The sequence below is a fragment of the Pseudomonas sp. LBUM1645 genome (assembly GCF_059716185.1).
The window spans coordinates 2,982,104-3,000,800 of sequence record NZ_CP166811.1 but is presented as its reverse complement, the minus strand read 5'-3'; the positions used below and the strand labels follow the sequence as shown (position 1 = coordinate 3,000,800).

The following is an 18,697-nucleotide window of genomic DNA, read 5'->3' as shown; positions in this document are numbered from 1 at the left end:
GCGTGAAAAGTCATTGCGCTCGCGGGGGTGAAATCGCGCATCATGGGCGCAGTCAGCTCAAGGGGATTTCCATGCGCTTCAAATCATCTGCTATGCGTCTTGCCACGTTGTCACTGGGGATGTTGTTCGCCGTGAACGCGTTGGCGGTCGACGAGAAACAACTGATTGATTCGATCAACCTCTACCGCAGCCAGGTGCAGCGCTGCGCGGGTCAGGTCTCGCAGGAACTGCCACCGCTGGCCGGCGACCCACGGCTGGCGTTGAACGCCAACAGCGTCGGCAATCTGCAGCAGGCAATGGCCAGCGCGGGTTATCCGATGAAGAATGTACAGGCGATCAGCCTGTCCGGGCCGCGTGATGCGCCATCGGCGATGAAAGCCATTCAGGAGAGTTTTTGCCAGATCGTTCTGGACCCGCAATTCGTCGATGTTGGCGTCAGCCGCCAGGACCGTGAGTGGCGCATCGTGCTGGCACGTCCACTGTTGAGCGCTCGCCTGGGCGACTGGCAGGCCGAAGGTCAGAAACTGCTGGCCGAACTCAACATCGCACGCAGTCAGCCGCGCCAGTGCGGCACGCAATCCTTTGCCGCCGCCACGCCACTGGCCTGGAACGCCGCACTCGCGACGGCGGCCGAGGAGCACGCCCGGTCGATGGCCAACAACAATTACTTCGATCACAAGGACCGCGATGGCCGCATGCCGGGTGATCGGGCAGAGCTGGCAGGCTACAGCGGCGGGCAGGTCGGCGAGACCATCGCTGCCGGCCAAGACACCGTGCGCAAGGTGGTCGATGGCTGGGTGTCCAGCGCTGGTCACTGCGCGAACCTGATGAACCCGAATTACCGGGAGTTGGGCGCCGCCTATGCGGTTGATCCGAAGAGTGATCCGGGGATTTACTGGACGGCGATGTTCGGGGCTCAGTAAGTTCGGGACGCCCCATAGAAAAAACCCGGAGCCCTGTCATGGGGCTCCGGGTTTCTTTTTTTCAGCGATCGTCAGTGGGTACTCATCCCGGCCGCATGCATCAACAATCGCAATGCCCCCGCCACAACACCCAACGCCAGCACACTGCCCAGCCAGATCACCACAAGCCACCCGAGGCGCCGGTACCAGCGCGCGGGTTCAGGTTGACGCGATTTAATGGTAGCCATCACCGATCCTCACTTTGCCGCGGAACACGTAGTAGCTCCAGGGCGTAACGGGTTTTCTCGGCCTGCATGTCGGGGATACCGAACAGCACCAGCGGCGTCGGTTCGTCATTGTTGTTTTCCCAATACCCTTCAATGGCCGCGATTTTCGCCGGTTGATGCTCCAGGGTATTCAACCCGAGAGCGCCACCCACCACCGTCTGAATCGGGCAGACGATCAACGCCATCCACAACGCCATCCACAGCATCTTGCGCACTTGTTTCAGCGCGCCCCAACCGGCGGCGGCGCCTTTGTAGGGTTTGTAACGGTCGACTTGAGACATGGTAATTCTCCGTGACAATGCACACAGGCTTTGACCTGATTCAGGTCTTTGTCCGATTGACGGAGAAAGAATATTAACGGGGTTAAATTATTTTCTAATCGCTATTTATGACTGCATTATCGAAGACATCTATCATGAGCTTTTTTCTTTATATATCCGCTAGTTATGCATACACAAAACAACTTTTATCATTTAAATAAATCCTTCATCGACCCTGTCGATCACCCGGTCATTAATAGTGATTGGACGCCCTCTAATGTTGCTCTTAGTCTGCACTCAACAACTCCGTTAATAGCGGAATACTCATTTCACGGATGCAGGCGAGGATGTCATGTCAGAGCGAGTCTTGATCGATGGGTTCTCCAGACGTGTGGACTATCTGCGGATGTCTGTCACCGACCGTTGCGACTTCCGTTGCGTGTATTGCATGGCTGAAGACATGCAGTTTCTGCCACGCCAACGGGTACTGACCCTGGAAGAAATCTATCAACTGGCCGAGAGTTTCGTGGTGTTGGGCACCCGCAAGATCCGCCTCACGGGCGGCGAACCGCTGATCCGTCCGGGCGTGGTGCAACTGTGCGAAAAGATCGCCGCCCTGCCCGGCCTGCGCGAACTGTGCATGACCACCAATGGCTCGCAGCTGGGCAAGCTCGCCGATCCCTTGTTCGAGGCCGGGGTCAAACGGCTCAACATCAGCCTCGACAGCCTGGACCCGCAACGCTTTCGTGAACTGACGCGCACCGGTGATCTGGCGCAAGTCATCAAAGGCATCGACGCGGCCAACGCCGCAGGATTTCGCAATACCAAACTCAACTGCGTGGTGATGAAGGGTCGTAACGACCATGAGATCAACGATCTGGTGAGTTTTGCCATCGACCGAAACCTCGACATTTCTTTCATCGAAGAAATGCCGCTGGGCACCATCCATGAACACAGCCGCGCGGAGTCGTTTTACGCAAGCAGCCAGGTACGTGAACGGATCGCTGAACGCTACACTTTGATCGAGTCCGCCGAGTCGACCCAAGGCCCTTCGCGCTACTGGCGCCTGGCCGAGGCACCGCAGATTCGTCTGGGGTTCATTTCCCCCCACAGCCACAACTTTTGTGGCACCTGCAATCGGGTTCGGTTGACGGTGGAAGGTCGTCTGCTGCTGTGCCTGGGCAATGAGCACTCCGTCGACCTCAAGGCCGTGTTGCGCAGCCATCCCGGCCATCCCGAGCGCCTGGAAAAAGCCATCATCGAGGCGATGAAGCTCAAACCCTATCGGCACAATTTCGAAGTGAACGACGATGTCCAGGTGGTTCGCTTCATGAACATGACAGGCGGCTGAACCCCATGATCGTTAGACCCAAACCCAATCTGATCGGCGTCCTGACTTCACTCAAGGGCTCGATCGCCAAACGAATTGCCTGGCGCAGCCTTCTGGTAACGCTGCTCGCTTCGGCCATCGTGCTCATCGAAACCTTGCACCCGAGCTATTTTTCCAAGGTCAGTGCAACGCCCTTCACCCTGCTGGGTTTGTCGTTGTCGATCTTCATGAGCTTTCGCAACAACGCCTGCTACGACCGCTGGTATGAAGCGCGTAAAGCCTGGGGCGACATGTTGGTGGACATTCGCTCGATGGTGCGCGAAACCCAGGTCATCAAGGACGCGAACGAGCGACACAATATCCTCAGCAACCTCTGCGGCTTCGCCCATGCGCTCAATGCAAAACTGCGCAAAGAAAACGAACTGGCGGCCAGTGGTGAATGGCTGAACCCGATACCCAAGGACAACGCGGCGGATATCAGCGGGGGGATTCTGCTGCAGATCGGTCAACAGTGTTCGGCGCTCGCCGAGTCAGGCACGATCAATGAATGGCGCTATACGCTCATGGCCAACCATTTGACCCGCCTGACCCAGGTGCAAGCGATCTGTGAACGGATCAAACACACGCCGCTGCCCTTCCCCTACACCTTGTTGCTGCACAGAACCATCTACCTGTTCTGCATTTTGCTGCCCTTCGCGATGGCCGAGCCACTGGGCTGGCTGACACCGATTTTCACGGCGATTGTCAGCTATACCTTTTTCGGTCTGGATGCGATTGGCGATGAGTTGGAAGACCCGTTCGGTCGCGATGAAAACGACCTGCCCACTGATGCACTGGTGCGCAGCGTCGAACGGGATGTGCTGGCAGCACTGGGCGTAACGCAACTGCCACCGCAGCTGGAACCAGTGGATTATGTGCTGAGCTGATAGAAGTCATTTCAGCGGCAACACACCCCTGTAGCAGCTGGCGAAGCCTGCGTTCGGCTGCGCAGCAGTCGTGAAATCAGGCAATGCGGTCCTTCAGGGCTACCTCATGCTCAGGTTTCACGACTGCTGCGCAGCCGAGCGCAGGCTTCGCCAGCTGCTACGAGACTGCGTTACGGTTTGGTTTAGAGCAGTTCGCTGAAGGGAATGAACCGCGCCGTATTGCCGACTTCCAGCGTGCAGCCCTCTGGAATCTCTACCAGTCCATCCGCCCATGAGGCGCCCAGCAACACGCCGGAACTCTGGTTCGGATAAAGCACCGCCCGCCCCGCCTCTAACTGGGCCCTGAGGTACTCCCGGCGGCTGCCCGATTTGGGCCAGGCAAAACCGACGCTGATCGGGAAGCAACTTGATGTGTGCCCTGAACCAGGAGCTGTGCCATCCGGATCAGGCGATCGAGGACTTTGACGAGATCGCCTTTTTCCCGCCGGTGACCGGGGGCTGAAGCATGATGGTCACGCCTCCACCTGCACCACTTCGATCCCGAGTTTTTGATAGTCCTCGACATTGCCCGACGCCACATGACGCTCGGTGATCAGGGTATGAATGCGCTGACACGGCGCGACCACGAACGGTTCCACCGCTCCCAGCTTGTCGGCGGTGGTGACGGCAACGACATGGGAGGCGCTGGCGAGCATCGCCTGTTTGACCGGCACCTCGTCGAAATGCAGGGAGCTGATGCCGACCTCCGGGTGAATCGCACAGACGCCGGTGAACAGCAGATCAGCCTTGATGCCCTCGATCAGTCGCAGGGTTTCATGTCCGCTGGCCGACATGGTCGCCGGATTGAGTTGCCCGCCGGCCAGAATCACTGTGATGCCTTTGTATTCAGCCAGGGTGATCGCGATCATCGGCGAGGCGGTGACGGCCGTAATGGAAATGTCCGAAGGTAGCGATCGGGCGATTTGCAGCGTCGTGCTCCCCGAATCGAAAATCACAATCTGGCCGTTGTGCACCTGGCGTGCGGCGAGTTGCGCCAGGTGTGTTTTCACCTCATCGGTTTCGCTGACGCGGGTGAAATAATCCTTGCCGGTGTCCTTGGGACGCGGCAGTGCCCCGCCGTGCACCCGCTGCACCAGCCCGGCGGTGGCCAGTTCCGCCAGATCACGGCGAATGGTGTCTTCGGACACCGCGAAATGCTGACTCAGCTCACTAGCCATGACCTTGCCGTCACGCTCGAGAATCAACAGGATTTTTTGCCGGCGCAGATGAGGGAGTTCGGCGGCCGAGTGTGAGTCGTGCATGTTTTTGCCCGCTTTTGCGTGTAATTGCGTGTTTATGCGAGACTAGCCACATCGCGGGATAAACACAAACCAGCCGGCTATCAATTGTTTCGATGATTCAAATCATGAAGCCGAATTTTTTATTTGTTTGTGACTTGTTCAAGATGGCGCCATCACAAATGTTTTGGATGAAAACTTCATGAATCTAAACTTTGCCTTTGCCTGCATGATCGTGGTCTCGTTCGCGATTGCGTTGGGTCACGCCTGATCAGCAGAAACCAAGGGCCATTCGCTCCCTCCTCCATCCAGAGTCAACTCATGCTGTGTTCCCTTGTATCGAACGGCGCTCTCGTCACGCCTGAAAGGCTGGATACAACGGTGCCCTGGTGGAGCTTTACCAAAACCGTGCTCGCTGCTGCCGCGCTGTCACTGGTGCGTGACGGGTTGATCAACCTGGACGACACCGTTGCTGAGGGCCCCTTCACGCTGCGCCAACTGCTGCGACACGAGGCCGGGCTGGCGGATTATGGCGAGCTCGCCGACTACCACAACGCCGTAGCCCGCCATGAGACGCCCTGGTCGGCTGATGACATGCTGCAACGCCTTGATGCCAGCCGGTTGCGCTACGCACCCGGGGGCGGTTGGCGCTATTCAAACGTCGGCTATCTGTATGTCGTGCGACTGATTGAACGCGTGACCGGGCGCACGCTTGAAGAGGCGCTGGCCGAGCGCGTGTTCACCCCCCTCGGTTTAACCCGCGTACGCCTCGCCAAAACGCGAGCCGATCTACAGGGCGTGAACATGGGAAGCGCGCCATCCTACGACCCCGGCTGGGTCTATCACGGCTTGCTGGTTGGCCCACTTGAAGAAGCCGCCCTTTGTCTGGACGGTCTGCTGGCCGGCAACCTTCTGCCAAACGCACTGCAGCAAGCGATGCAAACAGCACGTGTCCTCGGCGGCCCGATTCCCGGTCGCCCGTGGATTTCGCCGGGCTACGGCCTAGGACTGATGCAGGGTTTGATCATGGGCGATCTGACGTTGAGCGGGCACAGCGGCGCCGGCCCAGGCAGCGTAGTCGCGGTCTATCGCTGCGTTGATGGCGAAAACGCGGCGAGTTGCGCGGTCTTTCATGAAGGCGCCAACGAAGGGTTTGCCGAAGCGGAAGTGGTCGAACGCCTGTCGGCAGTCCTTGGCAAAATCCGGTAGAAAAGCCGTAACCCTTCCCAACATGGTCTATAACCAGTGGCGACATGATTTGGATCAGGGAACCTTGAAGGCTCCCTCGCTAAATTGATCTCTTGAAAAAAAGCCGACAAGTGACTGTCCGCTAGGAGATTCCCCGCATGAAAGCCCTGAAAATAGCCGCCAGTGATTCCGCGTTCGATTGTTTCCAGACCTCCCGAGAAGTGATTCCGCTCAATCAAACCGACTACACCGATGTCGCGGTTGCGGTGTTCTCTGTGGAGGATGTGATGGCGGGCGCCCTGGACGCCCTGCAACGTACCGGTTTCGACATCCCCATTTTCCTCGTCGCCTCTCCCGGTTCCGGCAACCGCGCCCGGGACGTCTACAAGCACCTGCAGGACGTACTGCTACAGGTGAATGGCATTTTTGACCCCTCGCGCAACAACGCCGAATACCATGGCAACCAATTGGAGACCGCGGCAAAAGCCTATGAAGAAAGTCTCCTGCCGCCGTTCTTCGACGCGCTCAAGCACTACACCGAATCGGCCAACGCTACGTTCGCCTGCCCTGGCCACCAGGGCGGCCAGTTTTTCCGCAAACACCCGGCTGGCCGGCAGTTCTTCGACTTCTTCGGCGAGACCCTGTTTCGCGCCGACATGTGCAACGCCGACGTCAAGCTCGGCGATTTGCTGATCCACGAAGGCCCGGCACTTCTGGCGCAAAAACACGCGGCGCAGGTGTTCAACGCCGACAAGACCTACTTCGTACTCAATGGCACATCGGCCTCCAACAAGGTAGTCACCAATGCGCTGCTCACGCCTGGCGACCTGGTGCTGTTCGACCGCAACAACCACAAGTCCAATCACCAAGGTGCGTTGATCCAGGCGGGCGCGACCCCGGTTTATCTGGAAACCGCGCGCAACCCTTATGGGTTCATCGGCGGGATTGACGCCCATTGTTTCGAAGAAGATTACCTGCGCGAACTCATCAGCGAAGTCGCACCGGACAAGGCCCAACTGCCGCGGCCGTTTCGCCTGGCGATCATTCAACTGGGCACCTATGACGGCACCATCTACAACGCCAGACAAGTCGTCGATCGCATCGGCAAACTGTGCGACTACATCCTGTTTGACTCGGCGTGGGTGGGCTACGAACAGTTCATCCCGATGATGAAGGACTGTTCGCCTTTGCTGCTTGATCTGCATGAGAACGACCCTGGGATCTTTGTCACTCAATCGGTGCACAAACAGCAGGCGGGGTTTTCCCAGGCGTCGCAGATCCACAAGAAAGATCGCCATATCAAAGGCCAGGCCCGTTATTGCAACCATGCACGGCTGAATAACGCCTTCATGGCCCAAGCCTCTACCAGCCCGTTTTACCCGCTGTTCGCCTCACTGGATGTGAACGCGCGCATCCATGCCGGCCGCAGTGGCCTGCGCCTGTGGGAAGACTGTGTGAAGTTCGGCATCGACGCGCGCAAGTTGATTCTGGAAGCGTGCACCATGGTCCGCCCCTTCGTGCCGGACACCATTGACGGTCGCCCCTGGCAGGACCATCCGACTGAGGACATTGCCAACGACATCCGGTTTTTCGAATTCCATCCGAAAGATCGCTGGCATGCCTTCAGCGGTTACGCCGACAAGCAATACTTCATTGATCCCTGCAAGTTGCTATTCACCACGCCCGGCATCGACCCGGTCGATGGCAGTTACACCGACTTCGGTATCCATGCCGGCATCCTCGCCAACTTCCTGCGCGAGAATGGCATCGTTCCGGAAAAGTGCGACCTGAACTCGATTCTGTTCCTGCTCACCCCTGCCGAAGACTGGGCGAAGATGACTCATCTCGCCGCACAGATCGCGCGCTTTGAACGCTTCATCAGTGATGACGCGCCAATGAGCCGGGTGTTGCCGGCCATCTATGCGCAGCACCAGGAGCGCTATCGCAACTACACCATTCGCCAACTCTGCCAGGAGATGCACGACCTCTACCGCACCCACAACGTCCAGCAATTGCAGAAGGCAATGTTCCGCAAGGAACACTTCCCGAAAAAGGCCATGAACCCGCAAGCAGCGCAGTTCGAATTCATCCGCGGCAACGTCGAACTGGTGGCGCTGGCGGACGCGGAGGGTCGCATCGCTGCCGAAGGGGCCCTTCCCTATCCGCCCGGCGTGCTCTGCGTGGTGCCCGGGGAAATATGGGGTGGGGCGGTGCTCAAATACTTCCTGGCGCTGGAGGAAGGTATCAACTCACTGCCTGGCTTCACCCCGGAACTCCAAGGCGTGTATTTGAAACAGGAAGGGGGTCGCATTCGAGCCTATGGGTACGTGATCAAGACGTGAGTCTTCACACCGCTCAGCGCTGATTACCATTAAACAGCGTGTCAGCCCGGGGTTGAGCGTGATGGCGAGTGGATATCTGCGCGAAGCCGATTATGCTTCAGGAAACCTTGCAGCGATGCGAGGCCGTCAGCCTGTGTGCATGCTTCGCGCAATCCGTAATCCGACGACATCAGCCCCAGGGCCTGGGTGCGGCAAAAAAGGTAGTGAGGTACTCCGGCCTACAACAAGAACGACGGAGAAGACTCATGGCCGCAATCGACAACACTTCCACGGGCAGCGCGCCCCACCACGGGATCACCAAGGAGGAGCGCAAGGTCATTTTCGCCTCGTCCCTGGGCACCGTGTTCGAGTGGTACGACTTCTACCTTTATGGGTCTCTCGCTGCGATCATTGCCAAGCACTTCTTCGCCGGCGTCAATGAGACAACGTCCTTCATCTTCGCGCTGCTCGCGTTCGCCGCGGGTTTCGCGGTACGCCCCTTCGGCGCCATCGTGTTCGGCCGACTGGGTGACATGATCGGGCGCAAGCACACCTTTCTCATCACCATTGTGATCATGGGTGTCTCCACCGCCGTGGTGGGCTTTTTGCCCGGCTACGCGACCATCGGCGTGGCCGCACCGATCATCCTGATCAGCCTGCGCCTGCTGCAAGGCCTGGCCCTGGGCGGTGAGTACGGCGGCGCGGCGACCTACGTCGCCGAGCATGCACCGAAAGGCAAACGTGGCTACTTCACTTCCTGGATCCAGACCACTGCGACCCTCGGCCTGTTCCTCTCTCTGCTGGTGATCCTCGCCTGCCGCACGGTCCTCGGCACCGAAGCTTTCGAGGCGTGGGGCTGGCGGATTCCGTTCCTGCTGTCGATCCTGCTGCTGATCGTCTCGGTGTACATCCGCTTGCAACTCAGCGAGTCGCCGGTGTTCTTGAAGATGAAAGCCGAAGGCAAGTCCTCCAAGGCGCCGCTGACCGAATCCTTCGCCCGCTGGGACAACCTCAAAATCGTGATCATGGCCCTGCTCGGCGGTACTGCCGGCCAGGCCGTCGTCTGGTACACCGGACAGTTCTATGCACTGTTCTTCCTGCTGCAGACGCTGAAGATCGAAGCACAGACCGCCAACTTGCTGATTGCCGGCTCTCTGCTGATCGGCACGCCGTTCTTCGTCATATTCGGCAGCCTGTCCGACCGTATCGGCCGCAAAGGGATCATCATGGCCGGCTGTATCCTGGCGGCAGTGACCTACTTCCCGATCTTCCATGCGTTGACCCAATACGGTAACCCCGACGTGTTCATCGCGCAGGAGAAGAACCCGGTCACGGTGGTCGCCGATCCCGACCAGTGCTCGTTCCAGTTCGACCCGGTGGGCAAGGCCAAATTCAACAGCTCCTGCGACCTCGCCAAGACCGTGCTGGCAAAGCGGGCCATCCCCTATAAAAACGTGAAGGCCGAGCCGGGCACCGTTGCGCAAGTACGCATCGGCGACAAGGTGATCCAGAGCTTCGAGGGCACCGGCATGCCGGCTGCCGACTTCAAGGCCAAGAACGACGCCTTCGTCGTCACCCTCGGCACCGCGCTCAAGGACGCCGGCTACCCCGAGAAGGCCGACCCGGCCAAGACCAACTACCCGATGGTGCTGCTGCTCCTGACCATCCTGGTGATCTACGTGACCATGGTCTACGGCCCGATCGCCGCCTGGCTGGTGGAGCTGTTCCCGGCGCGCATCCGCTACACCTCGATGTCGCTGCCCTACCACATCGGCAACGGCTGGTTCGGCGGCTTTCTGCCCACGGTGGCGTTTGCCATGGTCGCGGCCACGGGTGATATCTACTACGGGCTCTGGTACCCGATTGTCATCGCCGTGATGACAGCCATTCTTGGCACGTTCTTCCTGCCGGAAACCAAGGATCGGGAAATTCATCACACCTAAGGCTGGCACCTGCCCTCTCCTGCGAGGGAGAGGGCAATCCAGAGACGATCAAACGGCCGACGCTCATCCACATTGCGTCGGGGTTTCTTCCCCGCGCACTGATGTTATTGCGCAGTAACGCAACTCGTACTGTGTAGCAGCTGGCGAAGCCTGCGTTCGGCTGCGTAGCAGTCGTGAAATCAGACGATGCGGTGTTTCAGACAAACCTCGCACTTAGGTTTTACGACTGCTTCGCAGCCGAACGCAGGCTTCGCCAGCTGCTACACAGTGCTAGGCGCAATGGAAATGGCTTGTCAGGAACGCAACACGCCAATCGCACGCCGATACTTTTCAACGCGCTCCAGGTCTTCCCACGACGGCTGCGCGATCCGCGACAAGTCGCTGTTCTCTTCCAGATCCGCCAGTTTCACCACCCGGCCTATCGGGTTCTGCGCCGCGCGTTCGACGAAGGCTTCATAGGACTCACCCGGCACTTTGGTCACCGACTCGATGGCCGTCAGAACGGCTTCACTGAAGCCTTCCTTGCGCAGGTCATCAAGGCTGATGCCGCAATCTTCGACCACGTCATGCAGCACCGCAACGATGCGCTCTTCCAGCGTCGTGACCCGCAACATGACTTTCAACGGATGCAGGATGTAAGGGCTACCGCCCTTGTCGACCTGCCCCTCGTGCGCGGTGGCGGCGATGGCAATGGCGCGTTCCAGTGTTTGAGTCATCTCGAAGCTCCCAGGCTTGAATGCCTTAGCGATCGTTGGGCTAGGCCGACACAATGCCTTCCTCAAGCGCTGAGGCGACAATATCTTGTGCAGGCACGTTGATCCAGGTTGCAGCATCGATTTCGCCCACTGACGCAAGCCAGCGCCCCACCATCTGATAACCGAGCGTATAGCCAAGCCATTTCGGGTGAGCACCAAAACCGAAAAACCACTCGCTGTGATTGTAGTGCTTGGACTCAAGGGTCTTCAGGTCGACCGGTGAGCGAAGCAGATCGGCGCCGGTAACGGCACACTCCCAAGGCTCTGGGTCGTTGCCGAGCAAATGCCGGACAAACTGTCCGGCAAGTCCCTCGCTGACCAAGGCTTCACCTAACGTCCAGCCGTAGCCAGGCCCCGCCATGCGCAAGCAATGATGGACCTCATGGACGATTTGTCGATGCAGCGTGCCCGTGCGCAGGCTTGGCAACAAATTCGGGTTGTCCGGGTCGATGGTCATCGTGAACATTGTGCTTCGATAAGCTCGCCCCACGAGGCCCATTTCAGGAATGGTCTCGCCAGGGAGCCGCTGAATCAACACATCAAGTCGCGGAGGCGGAATCAAACGGGAGATCGTCTTGTAAGCAGCGTCAAATTCGCCGGTCAAATCGGAGCGAAGGTCGGCAAGGCTCCCCGAGGCTTCCAGCCAATGCAGCGTCCATGCGTCCATTGTTACCTCTGAAAAACTGTCACGAAACCTAAAAACTCAGCCCAACAGATGCTGTGAGATGAGTTTGGAAATCTCGACCATCGACGTCCTCCCGGTGAATTCAAACTTCACTCTGCCCAGCGCCGAGAAGTAGATTTCCAGCTCAGAATCCAGGTCGAAGGTGCCCGAGGTTTCCACGGAGTAAGCGACGATGTTTTTGTAAGGCAACGAAGTGAAGTCTTTTTTGCTGCCGGTGATGCCTTGCACGTTCACCGCGATGATTCGTTTGTTGGTAAACACCACGCCGTCGCGCATGGATTTATAGGCATCAATGACCTGCTCGCCGTCCAGCAGCAACGCGGTGACTCGCTCCGCGTACTCGTTGTTTTGCTTGAGTTTGAAAAAGCCTTTGTTGTTGAAATCGATCATCCGCCATCCCCTTCCTTAAAGAGTGTTCCCTGGATTGCCAGCGCGTGGCGCGGCGAGCATACCATCGGGCCTGCGCTTTTTGCGCCCCCTCCCATAGCGGATCTGAAAAACCAATGGAACCCCACGCCTCATCGCGTTTTCGAAACCCTATCAGCGCTGATCTTTGATCAAACAAGGCGCCATTGGAGAGGAAATCCCGATGAACAGTAGACTGCTGTTTCTGCTTGCCAGCCTGAGTCCCACCCTGGTCATGGCTGAAGGCTGTGACGTGCTGACCCGCTCCCAAAGCCCTTCCGTGCCGGTGATCGAAACGCATAGCTGCTATGAGTACGAAGGCATGCCAGTGAGCTCCATTGATTGGTCATGCAGCAACGAGAGCAAAGACATGCTGACCAGCACCAAGAAAAAAGTCGAACAGTGCGCCGATCATTCTCAGGCCACTTGCATCGCCACGTTGACGCAAGAATCGCTGGCCAATCCTCACTCCACCAGTAAGGACAAGAGCAGCACATCGCTGAATATTCCGAACAATGCGAAGGTCACTACGTATTACTACGGCGCTGAGCATTTGAGTCAGGCGAAAATTGATTGCGAGTCGGGTGGAGGTCACTGGAAAGCGCAGTAGCCACTCAAGAACGCAAAAGCGCCTTCACCATCGGAATGCAAGCGAGTTGCAGACCGGAAGGCGAATGGTAAATAGCCGTCTGCTCACCGACGAAACCGCATCGCCGGTAGAAGTGAACGGCGTTCAACGTAGCGTCCAGATTAACTTCCTCCAGCCCCAGATCCCGCGCCAGGCACTCAAGGTAATCCAGAATGCGCTGGCCAATGCCCCGCTGCATAAAGCCAGGCAAGACAAAGATCGCGCCGATTTCACGCCTCTCCAGATCAAGCATGCCTGTCGCCACAGGCTCTCCCTGAATACACCCCAGATAAAAGTGTTTTTCCATCAGGTCACAATATCCGTCCTCGGCGGCCCCTGCCGTCCAGACGTCCATTTGCTGCCGGGTATAGGCGCCGATGCACTGATGCCGTATCGCTTGACGGCGAATGTCGAATGCCGTCCGGCAATCGCCGTGATGGGCTCGTTTGATCTCTAACATTGCAATCTCCGTTAGCCATCGGTGGACGGAGAACTAAAAAGCCCCGTCCATTTCTGGCGGGGCCTTGGTGAATACGTCAGGTTCTAAGCACGCATGACCTCATGGCCCGCCGGAAGCGGTCATGGAGGAGTACATCATGTACGTGCGAGGTGTGTAGGTCATGGGCAGATAGTGTTGTTGGAGGATTGGCTTGTCAATCTTCAAGCGCAATGACGCCTGCATCACTAAACTGGCACCCTGCCCTTGCCACGCCGTCCAGAAGCGCATGGCTCAACACCTTGCATTTCCTCTGCGCCACAAACATCAAGCTCCATCTCTTCGGCTTTCTTGCCGAGGACGTGATGAGTGCGCAACAGAAAATGCGACAGCGCCGGAATCAGTATCAACGCGCCCAACATGTTCCACAGGAACATGAAGGTCAGCAGAATGCCCATGTCCGCCTGGAACTTGATCGGCGACCAGACCCAGCACACCACGCCGGCCGCGAGGGTAATACCCACCAGGCCGACCACTCTCCCGGTGAACGACACGGCATTGCGATAGGCTTGCATCAAGGACTGGCCCTGACGCTGGTACTGCAATTGAACGCTGAGCAAGTACAACGCGTAATCCACGCCGATACCGACGCCCAAAGCAATCACTGGCAGCGTTGCCACCTTCACGCCGATCCCCATGACCACCATCAAGGCCTCGCAAAGGATGGAGGTCAGTATCAGCGGCAGCAGGGCCACCAAAGTGGCGCGCCAGCTGCGGAAGGTGATCAGGCAAAACAGTGTCACCGCCGCATAGACGTAAAGCAGCATGGTGCGATTGGCCTCGCGCACCACAATGTTGGTCGCCGCCTCGATGCCGGCGGTACCGGCGGCCAGCAGAAACTGGCGATCATCGGTGCTGTTTTCCCGGGCGAACTTGTCGGCGATGGCCACCACGGCGTCGAGGGTCTCGGCTTTGTGATCCTTGAGGAAAGCAATCACCGGCATCAGCGAACAATCAGTGTTGAACAATTCCGGGGAATTGACCGAGGCTTGTTGCGCGGCGTAGTTCAGTACGTTCTGGTTGCGCTGGATGCTGTTGAGCTTGGGATTGCCCTCGTAAGACCCCGCGGTGATCTGCCGTACCGCATTGACCAACGATGCCGTGGCCTGAACCCCGGGATATTGCTGTAGCTCCCAGGCCAGGCGGTCGGCAAGGATCAGTGTCTGGTAGTTCAGACAGCCTTCCGCTGGCGTCTTGATCATCACGGCGAACAGGTCGCTGGACAGCGCGTAATGCTGGGTGATGTAAGCGTTGTCACGGTTGTAGCGCGAGTCCGCACGCAACTCCGGGGCACCGCTGTCGAGGTCGCCGATTTTCAGATGCAGGCTGACCGCAAAACCACCGATCCCCAGCAACGCTGCGACCACTACGGCGCCGGTGGCCCACTTCGGTGTGGTGAAGCGATCCAGCCTGTCCCACAGTTTGCCGAAGCCTTTATGCGCACTCGCCCGCGTGTCGATTTTCAGCGCACGTTCGGCAGCCTTGGCACCGACGCCGATGTAGGACAGCGCCACCGGCATGAGCAGCAACGACGTGAAGATCAGCACCGCCACACCGATACTGGCGGTGATCGCCAGGTCCTGGATCACCGGAATGTCGATCAGCATCAACACGGCAAAGCCCACCGCATCGGCCAGCAGTGCGGTAACCCCGGCGATAAACAGGCGGCGGAAGGTGTAGCGTGCGGCCACCTGTTTATGGGTGCCACGGGCGATGTCCTGCATGATGCCGTTCATCTTCTGCGCCGCGTGGGACACGCCAATGGCAAAGATCAGGAACGGCACCAGGACTGAGTAAGGGTCGATGGCATAACCCAGCCAGGCGACGATACCCAGTTGCCAGACCACCGCAATCAGCGAACAGCCGACCACCAGCAACGTGCTGCGCACACAACGGGTGTAGGCATAAATGATGACCAGCGAAGTGACCACGGCCAGGCCGAAGAACATCATCACCTGAATCAAGCCATCGATCAGGTCGCCGATCAGCTTGGCAAAGCCGATCACCCGAACCTTGTAGTGGCCCTTGCCCTCCTCCCCGGCCTTACGTGCCGCGCTGTCACCGGCGAATTCGATCTTGTCGCGCAACTGCTCTTCGAGCATCCGCGAAAATTGATGGTAATTAATGCTCTGGCCAGTGGCCGAGGCTTTGTCCAGCAGCGGCACGATCAGCATGCTCGACTTGAAATCGCTGGCGACCAGGCTGCCGACGATGCCGGCGCGGGTGATGTTCTGCCGCAACTGTTCGATGTCGGAGGGTGAGCCCTGGTAACTGTCGGGCATTACCGGGCCGCCCTGAAAGCCCTCTTCGGTGACTTCGGTCCAGCGCACGGCCGGCGTCCACAGCGACTTCATCCAGGCGCGATCAATCCCTTCGGTGAGGAACAGTTCGTCGTTGACTTGCTTGAGCACATTCAGATAGTCGGGGTCAAAAATGTCGCCTTGGGTGTTTTCCACCACCACCCGTACCGAGTTGCCCAGACCGCGCAGCGACGCGCGGTTTTCCAGGAAATTCTGAATGTACGGCTGACTCTGCGGAATCATTTTTTCGAAGCTTGGGCGCAATTCCAGACGGGTCGCCGCCATGTAACCCAACACCAGGGTAGCCAGCGTCATGAGCACAATGAACAGCGGGCGGTAGTTGAACACCAGCCGTTCCAGCAGGTTGCCGGAGCGCCGATCAAAGCCATGCAGATCGCGGATCACCGGCATGTTGTCTTGCTTGGTAATGGCCATGTCTGAGTACTCGCTCTTATTGTTCTGGCTCTTATTCTTTGAGAAGCGCACGGGCGCCACGGCTACCCACCACGATCAGCGAACCATCGCGGGCCAGGGCGGCACCGGCCACCGGTGACGGGTTTTGTTGCGGCATCAATTGCAACCGGGCGGTGTTGGCCTGATCGACCAGCATGTGTCCCGCCTGGGTGAACAGCCGATAGTGACCTTGGGCATCAACGGTGGCGGCGGTGACACTGACTTGCAGGCCGGTATCGAACGGTTTCCAGCTCATCCCACCATCGGTGCTGCGCAACACATTGCCGCGCAGACCGAAGACAACGACTTCGCCAGGCTTGCCGACCACACCGAAAAAACTGCCTTGATACGGTGTGTTCAGGGTGGCGAAACGCTGGTGCGAGTCGTCCCATTTCAGCACCAGGCCTTGCTCACCGACGATGTACAGCGCATCGCCGGTCGACGTGATGGCGTTCAAGTGAAAATTCTGCGGGTTGTCGGTACGGTCCTGAAAAGGTGTCCAGCTCTGGCCGCCGTCCTTGGTGCGCAAAATCAGATTGAACACACCGACCACGTAACCGACCTTGTCGTCGGCGAACCAGACGTCGAGCAAGGGTTTGTCGGCGCCCTCCTCGACCAGTCGCTGACCATCAGCGACGAGCAGCGGCCATTGTTCGTTGGTCGGCTCGGCATTCGCCAGCGCAGCATAATGCTTGACCAGCAATGCCCCGATCTCTCGACCGTCCAGTTGTTTTTTCCAGGTCTTGCCGGCGTCGCTGCTGTGCAGAATCACGCCATCGTTGCCGACCGCCCAGCCTTGTTCAGGGGAAGGAAAGTACACGGCATTGAGGTCGCTGCTGACCGGCACGTTGGCCTGTTGCCATTGCTGGCCGGCATCGTCGGAATAAAGAATGTGACCACGCTGCCCGACCGCGATCAGGCGCTGCCCGGCATTCGCGACGTCGAGCAAGGCACTGCGTACGGCCAATGCACTGGGCTTGGCGGGCAGGTCCAGCACATCCACGTACCCGGAGGCGTGTGCAATCGTCTGCCACAGCGCCAACAGCATCGCCAACATCAGCGACGCAAGCGTTTTGAATGAACACATACTGCGTCCTCCTCCAAAGCTGAAGCCGGCGCTCTACCGCGACCGGCCCAGACTTTTGTGGTGCGTTACTTAGCGAACGCCATTACCGGCCAGCGCATCAGGCGACCACTGCGACTTGGCGAGCGGGTCGATGTATTTGATGCCGCCGTACGCGCCCGACAAACCGTTGATGTTGTAGGTCCCGCCGATCAGGTCATAGATCACGTGCGGCGTGGTGTTGGGGGTCGTCGCGTCGTAGCTTTGCGAAAGGAAGCTGAAGGAACCGCGATACAGCTGGCCGCGGGCATCGTACTGATCGGATGCCAGAGCGACCCAGCTGTCCTCATCCAGATAGAAGCGACGCTTGGCATAGACGTGACGGGCACCCGACTTGAGCGTGCCTTCCACGACCCACACCCGATGCTTCTCCCAACGCACGAATTGCGGCGCCAGGTGGTTCGGTGTGGTCAAGGCTTTCGGATCCTTGATATAGCTCAGCGTGTAGGTGTTGTACGGCACGATCATTTCCTGCTTGCCAACCAGTTTCCAGTCATAGCGATCCAGTGCACCGTTGAAGACGTACACGTCGTCATAGGTGCCGGAACCTGCGGTGCCCGGGTTTGGCGTGTCGTAGGCCAGGGTCGGGGCGAGTTTCACGCGGCGCTGCCCAGGCAAGTACTGCCAGGCGCGACGTGCCTGCACCAGCGGGTTGGCAGCGTCCTTGAGCATGATCGCCTCGCCCGCACGGCGCGCAGGGCCGGTGTAGAACAAGCGGGTCTGGAAGTAAGTGTCCTTGCCATCGATGACCTTGGTCGGGTCTTCGAAAATCGGGAACGAGTTGACGATTTCGCCGCTGGTGGCCAGGTTTTGCGAGCCTGAGGAATCCACGTTCCAGGAATCGTATTTGGTTGAATAGGCGACCCCTTGATAACGCAACAAGTGATTCCACATGGCCTCGGCACCTGACTGAGGAATCGGGAATGGCACGCCAGGCAGCACGTTCTCGATGGCGTTACCACCTTCCAGCGACTTGGCGCCAGTGGCGTTCTTCAAGGTGTTGTCCAACACACTTTTAGGCAGTGCGACGCTGCGGTGGGTCGGATAGACCTCCACGCGAAAACTTGGAAAACGTTTGGCCAATTCAACGGTGACGGCAGTCAGTTGATCCTTGTACTGAGCGACGTTTTTGCCATCGATCACCAACAGCGGCTTCTCGTTGGCGTAAGGATCCGGGCGAAAGGTATCACCGGCCTTGAAGCCTGCCGGCAGGCTGGTCAGCCCACCGGTGTAGGCCGGAATGGAGCCATCGGCATTGCCGGCTTTTTCAGCGCCGACCGAGGTCAGGTTGCTCCCCAATTTAGCGGCATCCGCGGCAGGTACGGCGGCCTGCGCGAGACCGGCGAAGGTCAGCGCCAGGGAGGCAGTCAACAGAGTGTGCATGCATTTCATTGTGTCGTTCTCCTGCTTGTTTTTAA

General features: G+C 58.6%; 16 protein-coding genes and 3 pseudogenes. 8 read left to right on the top strand and 11 right to left on the bottom strand.

Annotation, left to right across the window (positions count from 1 at the left end; genetic code table 11):
* Window positions 1-71 precede the first annotated feature (71 nt).
* Window positions 72-923, top strand: coding sequence for a CAP domain-containing protein (locus tag ACA079_RS13515; RefSeq protein ID WP_497703886.1), 852 nt, complete (start codon window positions 72-74; stop codon window positions 921-923).
* Between the two features lie 71 nt (window positions 924-994).
* Here ACA079_RS13515 and ACA079_RS13510 read toward each other — a convergent pair whose 3' ends face one another.
* The gene (locus ACA079_RS13510) at window positions 995-1,150 is read right to left on the bottom strand and encodes a DUF2474 domain-containing protein (RefSeq protein ID WP_497703885.1); all 156 of its coding nucleotides are present in this window, start codon (window positions 1,148-1,150) and stop codon (window positions 995-997) included.
* A 32-nt stretch (window positions 1,151-1,182) separates the two neighbouring features.
* Window positions 1,183-1,410, bottom strand: a pseudogene (locus ACA079_RS13505) (cytochrome ubiquinol oxidase subunit I); the annotation flags it as partial.
* 391 nt (window positions 1,411-1,801) lie between these two features.
* On the opposite strand from ACA079_RS13505, the gene moaA reads away from it, so the two are divergent.
* Window positions 1,802-2,800 carry a GTP 3',8-cyclase MoaA gene (moaA, locus tag ACA079_RS13500; protein ID WP_497703884.1) on the top strand — a complete coding sequence of 333 codons (999 nt, stop codon included), beginning with the start codon at window positions 1,802-1,804 and terminating at the stop codon, window positions 2,798-2,800.
* A 5-nt stretch (window positions 2,801-2,805) separates the two neighbouring features.
* Window positions 2,806-3,705, top strand: coding sequence for a bestrophin family protein (locus ACA079_RS13495; RefSeq protein WP_497703883.1), 900 nt, complete (start codon window positions 2,806-2,808; stop codon window positions 3,703-3,705).
* Between the two features lie 182 nt (window positions 3,706-3,887).
* Here the strand turns inward: ACA079_RS13495 and ACA079_RS13490 are convergent.
* Window positions 3,888-4,106, bottom strand: a pseudogene (locus ACA079_RS13490) (molybdopterin molybdenumtransferase MoeA); the annotation flags it as partial.
* 2 nt (window positions 4,107-4,108) lie between these two features.
* On the opposite strand from ACA079_RS13490, the pseudogene ACA079_RS13485 reads away from it, so the two are divergent.
* Window positions 4,109-4,207 (top strand): annotated as a pseudogene (locus ACA079_RS13485) (MoaD/ThiS family protein); the annotation flags it as partial.
* Window positions 4,208-4,217: 10 nt separating this feature from the next.
* Here the strand turns inward: ACA079_RS13485 and ACA079_RS13480 are convergent.
* A complete protein-coding gene (locus ACA079_RS13480; protein WP_497703882.1) occupies window positions 4,218-5,006 on the bottom strand; it encodes a DeoR/GlpR family DNA-binding transcription regulator in 789 nt (262 codons plus the stop codon).
* Window positions 5,007-5,303: 297 nt separating this feature from the next.
* Here ACA079_RS13480 and ACA079_RS13475 point away from each other — a divergent pair, with 297 nt between their 5' ends.
* The 3 genes from ACA079_RS13475 to ACA079_RS13465 all read left to right on the top strand — a co-directional run bounded on the left by ACA079_RS13475 (window position 5,304) and on the right by ACA079_RS13465 (window position 10,434).
* Window positions 5,304-6,191, top strand: a complete 888-nt coding sequence (locus ACA079_RS13475) for a serine hydrolase domain-containing protein (protein WP_497703881.1) — start codon at window positions 5,304-5,306, stop codon at window positions 6,189-6,191.
* A 137-nt stretch (window positions 6,192-6,328) separates the two neighbouring features.
* Complete coding sequence (gene speF / locus ACA079_RS13470; protein ID WP_497703880.1) at window positions 6,329-8,512, top strand: ornithine decarboxylase SpeF; 2,184 nt, start codon at window positions 6,329-6,331, stop codon at window positions 8,510-8,512.
* A 245-nt stretch (window positions 8,513-8,757) separates the two neighbouring features.
* Window positions 8,758-10,434, top strand: coding sequence for an MFS transporter (locus ACA079_RS13465; protein WP_497703879.1), 1,677 nt, complete (start codon window positions 8,758-8,760; stop codon window positions 10,432-10,434).
* A 293-nt stretch (window positions 10,435-10,727) separates the two neighbouring features.
* Here ACA079_RS13465 and ACA079_RS13460 read toward each other — a convergent pair whose 3' ends face one another.
* From ACA079_RS13460 to ACA079_RS13450, 3 genes are read right to left on the bottom strand one after another with little or no spacing between them, the layout of a single operon-like run.
* On the bottom strand, window positions 10,728-11,150 hold the full coding sequence (locus tag ACA079_RS13460) for an HD domain-containing protein (RefSeq protein WP_497703878.1): 423 nt from the start codon (window positions 11,148-11,150) through the stop codon (window positions 10,728-10,730).
* Between the two features lie 40 nt (window positions 11,151-11,190).
* On the bottom strand, window positions 11,191-11,856 hold the full coding sequence (locus ACA079_RS13455; RefSeq protein WP_497703877.1) for a DUF2268 domain-containing putative Zn-dependent protease: 666 nt from the start codon (window positions 11,854-11,856) through the stop codon (window positions 11,191-11,193).
* A gap of 36 nt (window positions 11,857-11,892) precedes the next feature.
* Complete coding sequence (locus ACA079_RS13450; protein ID WP_046049313.1) at window positions 11,893-12,264, bottom strand: PH domain-containing protein; 372 nt, start codon at window positions 12,262-12,264, stop codon at window positions 11,893-11,895.
* Window positions 12,265-12,463: 199 nt separating this feature from the next.
* Here ACA079_RS13450 and ACA079_RS13445 point away from each other — a divergent pair, with 199 nt between their 5' ends.
* Complete coding sequence (locus tag ACA079_RS13445; RefSeq protein WP_497703876.1) at window positions 12,464-12,889, top strand: hypothetical protein; 426 nt, start codon at window positions 12,464-12,466, stop codon at window positions 12,887-12,889.
* A gap of 4 nt (window positions 12,890-12,893) precedes the next feature.
* Here the strand turns inward: ACA079_RS13445 and ACA079_RS13440 are convergent, their stop codons facing one another.
* From ACA079_RS13440 to ACA079_RS13425, 4 genes are all read right to left on the bottom strand, one after another.
* A complete protein-coding gene (locus ACA079_RS13440) occupies window positions 12,894-13,367 on the bottom strand; it encodes a GNAT family N-acetyltransferase (RefSeq protein ID WP_497703875.1) in 474 nt (157 codons plus the stop codon).
* Window positions 13,368-13,591: 224 nt separating this feature from the next.
* A complete protein-coding gene (locus ACA079_RS13435; RefSeq protein WP_497703874.1) occupies window positions 13,592-16,138 on the bottom strand; it encodes an efflux RND transporter permease subunit in 2,547 nt (848 codons plus the stop codon).
* Between the two features lie 31 nt (window positions 16,139-16,169).
* On the bottom strand, window positions 16,170-17,243 hold the full coding sequence (locus tag ACA079_RS13430) for a WD40/YVTN/BNR-like repeat-containing protein (RefSeq protein WP_497703873.1): 1,074 nt from the start codon (window positions 17,241-17,243) through the stop codon (window positions 16,170-16,172).
* Window positions 17,244-17,312: 69 nt separating this feature from the next.
* The gene (locus tag ACA079_RS13425) at window positions 17,313-18,671 is read right to left on the bottom strand and encodes a DUF1329 domain-containing protein (RefSeq protein WP_497703872.1); all 1,359 of its coding nucleotides are present in this window, start codon (window positions 18,669-18,671) and stop codon (window positions 17,313-17,315) included.
* Window positions 18,672-18,697 lie beyond the last annotated feature (26 nt).

What these genes read in the sequence shown, in the direction of transcription:
- ACA079_RS13515 (WP_497703886.1), top strand. Translation starts at nt 72, where the DNA reads ATGCGCTTCAAATCATCTGCTATGCGTCTTGCCACGTTGTCACTGGGG.
- ACA079_RS13510 (WP_497703885.1), bottom strand. Translation starts at nt 1,150, where the DNA reads ATGGCTACCATTAAATCGCGTCAACCTGAACCCGCGCGCTGGTACCGG.
- moaA (WP_497703884.1), top strand. Translation starts at nt 1,802, where the DNA reads ATGTCAGAGCGAGTCTTGATCGATGGGTTCTCCAGACGTGTGGACTAT.
- ACA079_RS13495 (WP_497703883.1), top strand. Translation starts at nt 2,806, where the DNA reads ATGATCGTTAGACCCAAACCCAATCTGATCGGCGTCCTGACTTCACTC.
- ACA079_RS13480 (WP_497703882.1), bottom strand. Translation starts at nt 5,006, where the DNA reads ATGCACGACTCACACTCGGCCGCCGAACTCCCTCATCTGCGCCGGCAA.
- ACA079_RS13475 (WP_497703881.1), top strand. Translation starts at nt 5,304, where the DNA reads ATGCTGTGTTCCCTTGTATCGAACGGCGCTCTCGTCACGCCTGAAAGG.
- speF (WP_497703880.1), top strand. Translation starts at nt 6,329, where the DNA reads ATGAAAGCCCTGAAAATAGCCGCCAGTGATTCCGCGTTCGATTGTTTC.
- ACA079_RS13465 (WP_497703879.1), top strand. Translation starts at nt 8,758, where the DNA reads ATGGCCGCAATCGACAACACTTCCACGGGCAGCGCGCCCCACCACGGG.
- ACA079_RS13460 (WP_497703878.1), bottom strand. Translation starts at nt 11,150, where the DNA reads ATGACTCAAACACTGGAACGCGCCATTGCCATCGCCGCCACCGCGCAC.
- ACA079_RS13455 (WP_497703877.1), bottom strand. Translation starts at nt 11,856, where the DNA reads ATGGACGCATGGACGCTGCATTGGCTGGAAGCCTCGGGGAGCCTTGCC.
- ACA079_RS13450 (WP_046049313.1), bottom strand. Translation starts at nt 12,264, where the DNA reads ATGATCGATTTCAACAACAAAGGCTTTTTCAAACTCAAGCAAAACAAC.
- ACA079_RS13445 (WP_497703876.1), top strand. Translation starts at nt 12,464, where the DNA reads ATGAACAGTAGACTGCTGTTTCTGCTTGCCAGCCTGAGTCCCACCCTG.
- ACA079_RS13440 (WP_497703875.1), bottom strand. Translation starts at nt 13,367, where the DNA reads ATGTTAGAGATCAAACGAGCCCATCACGGCGATTGCCGGACGGCATTC.
- ACA079_RS13435 (WP_497703874.1), bottom strand. Translation starts at nt 16,138, where the DNA reads ATGGCCATTACCAAGCAAGACAACATGCCGGTGATCCGCGATCTGCAT.
- ACA079_RS13430 (WP_497703873.1), bottom strand. Translation starts at nt 17,243, where the DNA reads ATGTGTTCATTCAAAACGCTTGCGTCGCTGATGTTGGCGATGCTGTTG.
- ACA079_RS13425 (WP_497703872.1), bottom strand. Translation starts at nt 18,671, where the DNA reads ATGAAATGCATGCACACTCTGTTGACTGCCTCCCTGGCGCTGACCTTC.